This is a genomic window from Psychrobacter sp. TB55-MNA-CIBAN-0194, assembly GCF_040309505.1.
Lineage (GTDB): Bacteria > Pseudomonadota > Gammaproteobacteria > Pseudomonadales > Moraxellaceae > Psychrobacter > Psychrobacter fozii.
The window spans coordinates 1-245 of sequence record NZ_JBEOOW010000649.1; the positions used below are offsets into that span (position 1 = coordinate 1).

Annotated in this window: 1 protein-coding gene; it reads left to right on the forward strand. The window is 62.9% G+C overall.

What is annotated here, in order from left to right; all coding sequences use genetic code 11:
* Window positions 1–245: lyase family protein (locus tag AAEY75_RS16610; RefSeq protein WP_352260264.1), on the forward strand; the 245-nt coding region annotated here is incomplete at both ends.

Below are 245 nucleotides of genomic sequence, written 5' to 3' on the forward strand. Positions count from 1 at the left end.
TGCGTACACCGCACAACTGCTGGGTTTTGACGCCGTGGGCGGCAACTCACTGGACGGCGTGTCGGACCGGGACTTCGCCATCGAATTCTGCGCCGCGGCCAGCATCGCGATGATGCACCTGTCGCGCTTCTCCGAAGAGCTGGTGCTCTGGACCAGCGCGCAATTCCAGTTCATCGACCTGCCGGACCGCTTCTGCACCGGCAGCTCGATCATGCCGCAAAAGAAAAACCCCGACGTGCCAGAGC